This is a genomic window from Aphanizomenon sp. UHCC 0183, from assembly GCF_009712065.1.
GTDB lineage: Bacteria > Cyanobacteriota > Cyanobacteriia > Cyanobacteriales > Nostocaceae > Dolichospermum > Dolichospermum heterosporum.
Window position 1 is genome coordinate 1 of the sequence record NZ_VILC01000142.1, and the last position, 7,572, is coordinate 7,572.

The following is a 7,572-nucleotide window of genomic DNA, read 5'->3' on the forward strand; positions in this document are numbered from 1 at the left end:
GATAGTAGTGCAGCACGGCGTGAATAAACCAACCATTTTTAATTGCCAAAAATCTTGATCAATATTGCTTTTGACTTCTGCCTTGCGGAGTCCCTATTTTTTAACATTTTATCCATTAAAAATTGGGAATAATAATTACTTAACTATCCCCAAAAATCTGTAACTTCATATCCCAATTCCCCGATCATCTGCCGCAATAAAGGTAAACTCAAACCAATGACATTACTGTGACAACCCTCGATTTTCTCCACAAATAAACTCCCAAAACCTTCTAAAGCAAATGCTCCAGCGCATTGAAGAGGTTCACCTGTAGCTACATAGGCAAGAATAGCGCGATCGCTCATTTTCGCAAAATACACCCTAGTAACTTGATATTTAACCACAGTTTGATTTTTAGTAGTATCAATCAAAACATGACCAGTGTACAAGTCACCAAAATTACCTTGCATCAATTGCCAGCGAGCGATCGCTTCCTCAGCATCCCCTGGTTTACCGTAAATCCCCCCACCCATAGCCAAAACTGAATCACAACCCATCACCAAAGCCGCTGGAAATTGAGAAACCACAGTTTCCGCTTTACACTTAGCCAGCGTTTTCACCAATTCCCCAGGTTCAGTTAGTTGTATTTGTGACTCATCAAAATCACTCGGACAAATCATCGGTTCAATTCCCACAGTTTGCAATAACCGACGACGGGCAGGGGAGGCAGAAGCAAGCACAAATTGCGGAATTTTCATAGATTTCTGTATAAGTAACTTTTGGTAATTGATAATTATTAATTGTCAATTACCACCATTTTTAATTATTAATAAACAGCGAAAGAACTCACAACTTCATCAATCATTCGTTGCAGCTTCTTCCAACGTCTCTCAGGAACAGAAGCATTAAACGTAAACAGCTTACCACGACTGATAGCCACACTAGAAATATTATGTCTTTCCTGTCCATTCGGAAATTTAACTGCATATTCTAGAAAGTAGTAAATTTTTCCATTTACTTCCCTTTCAGCCGCATTGATCAACTCAGCAGTTCGATCAGAACCTACAGGAGCAAGAGCCGCCTTTCCTAATTTATAACCAACTTCCGTTGGCGTTCCCAATTCCGCCAAAGTTTTCCCAGAAGCAACCGGACTAATTACCACAGACACATTCTCTGATACTTCAATTAAATCATGAAACACCACATCAGGCCCATCACCAACTTTAACTTGTAACCAACCATTAGGATAATCAAACTGATAACCGTCAGCACTATCTACAAACCGATTTAGTCCAGCCGCATTAGCCACACCAACACTACTCAAGCTGAAGCTCAACACCAATAATAAGATCAACGTAATTCTTCGCCACATTTTTTCCAATTCCTTTTGTCCGTCAAGAATACAAGGTAAAGATAATTGCAAGTTCTTATTTTCTCACTAATCTGGACAATCTGGAGACTTTCCTTTTGCCATCTTCTTCAGACTTGATAAGTATGTGTGCTATAATTGGACAGTCTCGCACCTTGTGGTCAAATAAAAAACCTCTTTGTTGTCAAAATCAGCCGCAAGCACATCTAAAAGTATGAAAAAAGTTGTCGTTGGTCTTTCCGGTGGCGTTGATAGTTCCGTAGCCGCCGCTATGCTGCATAATCAGGGCTATGATGTAATTGGTTTAACTCTTTGGCTGATGAAAGGCAAAGGGCAATGTTGCTCTGAAGGAATGATCGACGCGGCTAATATTTGTGAACAATTGGGTATACCCCATGAAATTGTTGATATTCGGGATGTCTTTCAAACAGAAATTATTGATTTTTTAGTCACAGGTTACAGTGTAGGGATTACACCGTTGCCTTGTTCCCAATGCAATAAAACTGTAAAATTCGGGCCAATGGTGGAATATGCAAGGGAAAAATTGGCATCGGCTAAAATCGCCACAGGTCATTATGCCCAAATCCGCTACGATGACACCACTAACCGTTACCAACTATTACGAGCCGTAGACCGCAACAAAGATCAATCTTATTTCCTCTATGACTTATCCCAAGACTTATTAGGGGCAACAATTTTTCCCCTGGGTGAACTGAATAAAACTGATACTCGCAGAATTGCTACTGAATACAACTTAAAAACCGCCGATAAACCAGAAAGTCAAGATCTATGCTTAGTAGAAAGCAATGGCTCTATGCGGGCATTTTTAGATAAATATTTAGCTCCTCGACCTGGTGATATTGTGGATACCACTGGTAAAGTTTTGGGACAACATGATGGTGTTCATCATTACACCATTGGTCAGCGAAAAGGCTTAGGCATCGCCGCAGCCGAACCCTTGTATGTAATTGAATTAGATGCAGCTAATAACAAAGTAGTTGTAGGCGATCGCACCAAAGGATCTCAGTCAGAATGTACAATAAATCGAGTAAATTGGGTTTCCATAGCTGAACCCGTTGCCCCCATTCGCGCCGAAGTTCAAATCCGTTATCGTTCCCAACCCGTACCCGTCACAGTAATTCCCCTACCAGATTCCCGCGTCCGGTTAGTATTTGATGAACCACAATTCAGCATCACCCCTGGACAAGCAGCGGTTTGGTACGACGAAGATACGGTATTAGGTGGCGGAATCATCGAACAATCGTAGGGGCGCAGGGCCTGCGCCCTGTCTTTCTGGGGAGAGAACCACCTCTGGCTTAAATACCGCAAGGGGTCTAAATTAAGGGACTTCCAAGAAATAAATTATCCTGATTAACGAACCACAGAGGCGCAGAGGACACAGAGGAATAAGGGTTTGAGAGATTTTTGCGTTAGGTGGTTGAGTATTTTTTTATTTGGAAGTCCCTAAGTGGACTCGTTGAACCAAGAATCTCAGTGGCTAAAGCCAGTAAGAGTGTCAAAGTCATGATAGTTTCGATCCGTATCTTTACCCCTGAGAGTGTAAAATCACTTGTATAGGCATAAAAATTGTGCAGATTCAGGAGTATCTTTGTATAAGCATTCAAAACGAACAAAATTGTGCTTTTGTGCAATTTGGTACAAAGTAGTTTGAGTTTCGGGCAAATCATAAGTAGATATATGATTTTCAATCATGGACATATCTTGAGACGAGAGTGCAGTCCAGTTTTGACGCATATTTTCTAAGTAGCGATTAACAAATTTTTCTCGGTCTTCCCCTTCTTTACAAACTATGTCAATCAAAACAAATACACCCTTGGGTTTCAAAAGATGGAATACTTGCTCAATAACTTTATCTTTTTGTGCCAAACTTAGATGATGTAAAACAAAGGAAGTCGTAACTATATCAAAGCTTTGCTTTCGGTTTTCAGCTAGTTCCTCAACAACTTTCGATATGTCGTCTTCAATAAAAGTTTGTTCACAGTTAATTTGTGCCATGTTGCCTTGGGCAATTTCCAAAGCAGCCGCAGATAAGTCAATTCCGGTATAGGAGGCAACGGTAGTATTTAATAAAGCTTGAACTGATGAACTAGCATCACCGCATCCAAGTTCAAGTAAGGAAAATGGTGTTGGCAAGTAATCAGTTAATAATTTATGCAAAACACCATAAATTTCTCGGTGTTCCATGTAATTATTGGCTAAGACTTTTTGATATGTTTCCCAATTCTTCTTAAAGTAATTATCTGATTGAGTTTTCAGAGTATTCATGGAAGCATTCTCATAACTGACAATATATTGAAAATAATAGCAGTATAAGAGGATGTTTGAAAAGTATCAGAATTAATCGAGATCCCCCCAACCCCCCTTACAAAAGGGGGCTAAATTCCTCAAAGTCCCCCTTTTCAAGGGGGATTTAGAGGGATCTGCGGGTGTCAGATACCACACGAAAAAGTTTTCAAACAACCTCTTACAGCAAATTGTCATCAAACCCGGAACAAGAACCCCACCCCCAACCCCCTCCCCGCAAGCGATGAGGGGGCTAAGATGTACCTTATATGATTGGAAATCGCTGTAGTTTCATTGGGTTGTTAATTAGCTGTTCCCCAGCACAAACAAAACCACCTATTAAAAATTTTATCAATGCGTAAGTCATAATTATTTTTTTGTCCATAAAAAAATAAAAACCGTGAAAAAATAAATTCACGGCTTTAATAAAAAATGTGGTGTGAGGAGACTTAACTCACTTCATCATACTTCATCTAAAAATTAGAAGTTCAACTACCGCAAATTTCTTTACAAAGTAATTCTTTGATGACATATATATATTCTTAATATTTCTCACCTTATACTATAGCACCACCACAACTAGAACCACACCCCGCAGTACAACCATAGCAATATTCAGCAGTTTGGACTTCTTGAATTATATCTAAACTACCAATTTCTAATAATTTACTTACCGTCAATTTTTCACCATTGCTAGTTTTTGCAGGTAAATTCATCATTTGGTTAAAATCACAATCATAAATATTCCCCAAATAATTAATAGAAAGTTGTTCACGACACATTAAACCATCAATTGTTTTGGAATTAAAGTGAGATTCTAAAAAATGTAAATAACTAGAATAAAGCTGTTTTCGTTCCAAATGCAACTTTGTTCTCCCCACAGGTATATTAGTAATTGTAAAAAGATGATTAAATCGAATATCAAACTTTTCCAACAGAAAGGTTTTATAAGCCTTTTCTAAATTTTCTTGTTCGGGAGTTAAAGAAAAATTTTCACTATTTGGTAATGGAGGATTGTACACCAAATCTAAAACTAAATTTGGGTTTTGACCATAACCAATTTTATTCAACCATTGCAAAGCCTTAATTGATTGTTCAAAAACACCATTTCCCCGCATCTTATCAACATTGTCTGCTAAATAACAGGGAAGAGAAGCCACAATCCTAACTTGATTTTGAGCAAAGAAATCTGGTAAATCCTCAAATCCCTCCACAAAATAGATTGTCAAATTTGATCTCACAATTACTTGTTTACCTGATTTTCTAGCAGCTTCTACCAATGGCTTAAAACCATAATTCATTTCTGGAGCGCCACCAGTTAAATCAACAATTTTGATTTCTGGAAACTTCTCAATTAAGGTAATTAACTGTTGACAAATTTCCGGTGTCAGTTCCTCTGTTCTTTTGGGACTAGCTTCTACATGGCAATGGTTACAAGCTAAATTACAACGCTTTCCTAAATTAATTTGTAAAACGTTAATTTGCTTTTTTGTTAAAGGTGAATTTAGCTGTTGAAAAAAAGGTGTAATCATAGAAGCATCTCTAGCACGAATTTCTATAAAGAGGATATTTTAAAAGTCATTCAACCTAAGAGGATGTTTGAAAAGTTTTGAATATATAGACTGACCCCTCTCCAAACCTCTCCCCTGCAAGGGGAGAGGCTTTAAAACCCCCATTCCCTTGCAGGGAAGGGGGGTAGGGGGGTTAGGTTTTTGGAGATTACGGGTTTGATATAATACTTTTCAAACACCCTCTAAGAGACAGGGGGAAGTGGCAGACTATTGATAATTGGAACATACCACTTGACTAAATCGAAAGTTTCCTATATCATAGAGAGACAACCCATCAATCATTCCCGAAATCTAAGTAAAATATTTTTGATCGCTCCACTCCGTTACGCTAGGAAAGTGAAAAGAATAAGAGCGCAAAAGAGCAAAAGTGCAGAGTGCTAACAAGTCCTCGCCGCACCACTACATACAACCCGAAAACCAATACCGTAGGTGTAGTGGTCGAGATAGTCGCTGAAGCGAGAAGCAGAACGGCAATCCTCAGGAAGGTAGTACCACGAACCACCGCGCAGCAGTTTACGTTGACTGCTTAGACTTGTCCAAGCACTGCCATCGGTAGGCACGTTTATATAGTTTTCATGCCACCCATCCTCACACCATTCCCACACATTCCCACACATATCATATAAACCAAAAGGGTTGGCGGGAAAAATTCCTACCTCTGTGGTTTTTTCTCGAAATTGTCCTTTTTGTCCCTGCCCATAAGTGCAGTTACCATTATAATTAGCTAAATCTGTAGAAATTGTTTCCCCACAATAAAACGGGGTAGTAGTTCCTCCACGACAAGCATATTCCCACTCAGCTTCGCTAGGCAAACGATAGGTTTTATTTGCCATGCGGGAAAGTCTGTCACAAAATTCTCGAGCATCATTCCATGATACATACTCAACAGGCAGATTATCACCTTTAAAATAAGATGGATCAGATTTTAAATCAATGTTAACCTTTCCTAGTGCAGCTACAGCCCGCCATTGTTTTTGCGTAACTGGATATTTACCCATGAAAAAGGGGGGAACAGTAACTTGATGTTGTGGACTTTCATCCGAAGTTCGGCCTTCCTCATTTTCTGGAGAACCCATGATAAAAGTCCCTCCGGGAATAGCCACCATTTCCAAAGTTACACCATCTGGCAGGTTTTGTGTAAAATATTCTGCGTTTTTGGGAATACGGTTAATTTCCGGTTTTTTTACAAAACCGAGTAGTGCGCTTGTTAAACTGATCTGAGCAGTTTGAAATTGGAAAATTTTTAACTGATAAGGAGATTTATTTTTTTCTTCTCCTGGTGGTTTGTTAGGTATTAATGGTGGTAAATCTGGCTTTATTCCAGTAATCCCCCAAATCAATTGTCCTAAAGGTTCAGGGTCATGTTGACGAAAATCTACCCACATTAAACCTTCAAGAAGTCGTGGTAGTTGTGGTTTTTGAGGTGCATTTGGTAATAATACGGGAATAACAGGACATTTTCTATTGACAAAGGCTCGTATAAATGCTTTAATTTCTTCATTTTGCCACGGTCCAAGTCCTGAATTCCCTACAAAAACGGCTGCTGTTCTAATTTCGTTTATCTGATCTTCTAATAAATCTTGCCAAGAAAAACCAGGGCGTAAATGCCATTTATCTAACCAAGGGTTAATGTTATTTGCTCTTAATTGATTAGCGATTTCTATGACCGCAGGCTTATCTTGACTATTGTGGCAAAGAAAAACATCAAATTTTTCCATTTTACTCCTCCACACCAGCAATAATCGCCAAAGCCTTCGCATACTCTTCTAAATCACCTCGCAAAGCAACCAACTCGCTTCGCAACTTTCCTTCCTCAGACCAACTTACCTCGTGTTCCTTCACACTTACCCCCATAGGTCGTCTTGCTTCCCAAGCTTGTAAAATAGGATGCCATTTAGCTAAAAATGGTCGTAACCCATTATTCAACACCGCAATAGCAATACCCCCAACTGAGTTCTTAGCAGCACCCACATCAGGTCCAGCCGCTTTGAGAACTTCGCGGGTAGTTCCGAATAAACTATACAAAGAATTCAACGCTTCCCGCACTAACCCCTGGTCAACTTCTAAGGACTGCACAGCAACCCGTGTCACCAGTTCCACATACAACGACCAAGCCGCTTTCCGTTCTGTTGTGTCGGCTTCCCATTCCGCAGCACCAATACCAAAGGGAAGACTAATAGATACTTTTTTTAACTTTGCGGGATCTTGTTTAGGCATAAAAGCCATTTTAATAAAATTAATTATTTATTCCATCTAAATTAAACCATACTGAACTTAGAAATAAAAGCAAGAGAATTTACAATTTGGGGAAATCTTGCTGTTTGAGCGAGTTACACGCATTTATTTAGA

At 39.2% G+C, this 7,572-nt stretch carries 7 protein-coding genes; 1 reads left to right on the plus strand and 6 read right to left on the minus strand.

Annotated features, from left to right (window positions below; translation table 11 throughout):
- Positions 1 to 143: 143 nt before the first annotated feature.
- Both FJR37_RS25000 and psbP read right to left on the minus strand, forming a co-directional pair.
- Positions 144 to 737: a nucleoside triphosphate pyrophosphatase gene (locus FJR37_RS25000; RefSeq protein ID WP_168467411.1), complete on the minus strand. Its 594-nt coding sequence runs from the start codon at positions 735 to 737 to the stop codon at positions 144 to 146.
- A 68-nt stretch (positions 738 to 805) separates the two neighbouring features.
- On the minus strand, positions 806 to 1,351 hold the full coding sequence (gene psbP / locus FJR37_RS25005) for a photosystem II reaction center PsbP (RefSeq protein WP_168467415.1): 546 nt from the start codon (positions 1,349 to 1,351) through the stop codon (positions 806 to 808).
- Between the two features lie 211 nt (positions 1,352 to 1,562).
- Here psbP and mnmA point away from each other — a divergent pair, with 211 nt between their 5' ends.
- Complete coding sequence (gene mnmA, locus FJR37_RS25010; protein ID WP_039200971.1) at positions 1,563 to 2,615, plus strand: tRNA 2-thiouridine(34) synthase MnmA; 1,053 nt, start codon at positions 1,563 to 1,565, stop codon at positions 2,613 to 2,615.
- Between the two features lie 299 nt (positions 2,616 to 2,914).
- On the opposite strand, the gene FJR37_RS25015 is transcribed toward mnmA, so the two are convergent.
- The 4 genes from FJR37_RS25015 to FJR37_RS25030 all read right to left on the minus strand — a co-directional run bounded on the left by FJR37_RS25015 (position 2,915) and on the right by FJR37_RS25030 (position 7,440).
- Positions 2,915 to 3,634 (minus strand): class I SAM-dependent methyltransferase, encoded by a 720-nt coding sequence (locus FJR37_RS25015; protein WP_168467412.1) that lies wholly within the window; start codon positions 3,632 to 3,634, stop codon positions 2,915 to 2,917.
- A 575-nt stretch (positions 3,635 to 4,209) separates the two neighbouring features.
- Positions 4,210 to 5,184: an arsenosugar biosynthesis radical SAM (seleno)protein ArsS gene (arsS, locus tag FJR37_RS25020; RefSeq protein WP_174763478.1), complete on the minus strand. Its 975-nt coding sequence runs from the start codon at positions 5,182 to 5,184 to the stop codon at positions 4,210 to 4,212.
- A 416-nt stretch (positions 5,185 to 5,600) separates the two neighbouring features.
- Positions 5,601 to 6,941: an SUMF1/EgtB/PvdO family nonheme iron enzyme gene (locus tag FJR37_RS27915; protein ID WP_168467413.1), complete on the minus strand. Its 1,341-nt coding sequence runs from the start codon at positions 6,939 to 6,941 to the stop codon at positions 5,601 to 5,603.
- A gap of 1 nt (position 6,942) precedes the next feature.
- Positions 6,943 to 7,440, minus strand: a complete 498-nt coding sequence (locus FJR37_RS25030) for a hypothetical protein (protein ID WP_168467414.1) — start codon at positions 7,438 to 7,440, stop codon at positions 6,943 to 6,945.
- Positions 7,441 to 7,572: the final 132 nt, after the last annotated feature.

What these genes read in the sequence shown, in the direction of transcription:
- FJR37_RS25015 (WP_168467412.1), bottom strand. Translation starts at nt 3,634, where the DNA reads ATGAATACTCTGAAAACTCAATCAGATAATTACTTTAAGAAGAATTGG.
- mnmA (WP_039200971.1), top strand. Translation starts at nt 1,563, where the DNA reads ATGAAAAAAGTTGTCGTTGGTCTTTCCGGTGGCGTTGATAGTTCCGTA.
- arsS (WP_174763478.1), bottom strand. Translation starts at nt 5,184, where the DNA reads ATGATTACACCTTTTTTTCAACAGCTAAATTCACCTTTAACAAAAAAG.
- FJR37_RS27915 (WP_168467413.1), bottom strand. Translation starts at nt 6,941, where the DNA reads ATGGAAAAATTTGATGTTTTTCTTTGCCACAATAGTCAAGATAAGCCT.
- FJR37_RS25030 (WP_168467414.1), bottom strand. Translation starts at nt 7,440, where the DNA reads ATGCCTAAACAAGATCCCGCAAAGTTAAAAAAAGTATCTATTAGTCTT.
- FJR37_RS25000 (WP_168467411.1), bottom strand. Translation starts at nt 737, where the DNA reads ATGAAAATTCCGCAATTTGTGCTTGCTTCTGCCTCCCCTGCCCGTCGT.
- psbP (WP_168467415.1), bottom strand. Translation starts at nt 1,351, where the DNA reads ATGTGGCGAAGAATTACGTTGATCTTATTATTGGTGTTGAGCTTCAGC.